The following is a 1,655-nucleotide window of genomic DNA, read 5'->3' as shown; positions in this document are numbered from 1 at the left end:
ATCTTTCGCTACTGGTGTGTACTTATCTGCATCGCTACGTGGGTCTTTTACTTCAAATGTAATCGTAACTTCCTGTGGAGCTTGTTTGTAATGTGCTGGGTAAGTGACTACTACTGTTTTAGTGTAAGTACCTGCTTCTGTAGCAGTTGGTGCTTGACCGTCTTTCCATTTGAAGCTTGTTGCACCACGGTAGTTATTTGGGAATTCTGGTGTTCCAGCTTTATTGGTTACATAAGTAGCTGGATCAGCAGCAAAACTTCCACCAACTTTGGCAGTGTAGTTTTCTTTGACTGCTACTGCTTGGAATTTTGAACTTGCATTATCTATGAAGTTATCCATATAACCAGTCATAATCTCGGTTTTTGCACCAACAGTACCACCTGTACCTTGTAATCCCGCTACATAATCAAGTGGTTTCGACTTATCAAGAATTGGTGTATCATAAGTAATAGTCCAACTTGGATTTTTACCTAGCCAACCTCCTGCAACATCTGCTGTTAGTGTATATAAAGCCTGTGAACGCGCTGCTGCCTGAGCTGCTGCTTCTGCCTCTTTTCCTTTTAGCGCTGGATTGCCAATATTTTTGTAGTATTGCGTTAGTTTCTTAGTCATCTCATCGCCAGTATAGACGTTCGTTTTACCTTTTGCCCCCATGACATAAGAACCATCATTATTCTTCCAGTCAGTACGGGTACTCATGACTTTGCCATTTTTATCAGTCTGCACAATATTCCAGTTAGTTGGAGTACCTACTGAGTCTTTTGGTACAGTAAAGTAGGTATATCCGCTTGCTGCATTTCCACCTCGCCCGCCATTAACAACAGTTGTCCAATGAATGACATTTTTAGCGTTATCAACTTTGTAAGAAATCTTTATATAATCATCAACAACAACCTCGCCCCTTTTTTTATTTGTATACTCAAGGTTTTCAGCCCCTTCTGATGCTCGTGGTGCTGTTGCTCGTAGTGCACGATTAGTACGTGGTTTAGCTACTAAAGAACCATCTTTGATCGTTTGTGCTGCTGTCAAGTTTGCTCTTGACCCATCTGCAAAAGCAACAACTACTGAGCCGTCTGCTTGGACTTGAACATCAGTTGCTGTAGGGTTTGCTGCCTTAACAGCTGCCACAACTTTTGCTTTTTCTTCATCAGTCAGTGCTGCTGGATTGTAAACAACAGTCACTTCTGGAGCTTGGATGCTGTCTGCTTCCTTAGCTTTTTCAGTCGCAACTACTGGTTCTTCTTCAGAATTTTGAGTAGGTTCAACTGGTTTTTCAGCTTTTTCTCCAGTTGCTACTACTGGTGCCACTTCTACAGCTGGAGCTGCATAAGTTGGGTTCTCTTCAGATACAACTGGCTTAGTCCCATCTGTTGTAGAGCTAGTTTCTGGTTTAGCTTCTACTGTATCTGCTTTGACTGATGGAGCTACTAAAGTAGCCCCAACCGCAAAAACAAGCGAACAACCGAAAAGGAAATGTTTTCCTTTTTTGATCATACGCCAATTCTTTTGTTCTGCATTTTTACGATTAAAATACATATTTATTTCTCCTTTTGTGTTTATGTAGTATTATAAATACAATTTTATTATAATCTTTTTACTTAGATAAATCAAATTTATTCTTTAGACTTCTTGCGAAACTAGAATCCTAGTTCACG

1 protein-coding gene is annotated in these 1,655 nt (G+C 40.2%); it reads right to left on the bottom strand.

The window, feature by feature from the left end; all coding sequences use genetic code 11:
• Nucleotides 1-1,536 (bottom strand): KxYKxGKxW signal peptide domain-containing protein (locus HMPREF2837_RS08475; protein ID WP_222565305.1); only part of this gene is annotated, 1,536 nt, incomplete at its 3' end.
• Nucleotides 1,537-1,655 lie beyond the last annotated feature (119 nt).

The organism is Streptococcus sp. HMSC071D03, assembly GCF_001812125.1.
GTDB lineage: Bacteria > Bacillota > Bacilli > Lactobacillales > Streptococcaceae > Streptococcus > Streptococcus pseudopneumoniae_N.
This window is presented reverse-complemented; position numbering and strand designations above follow the sequence as displayed.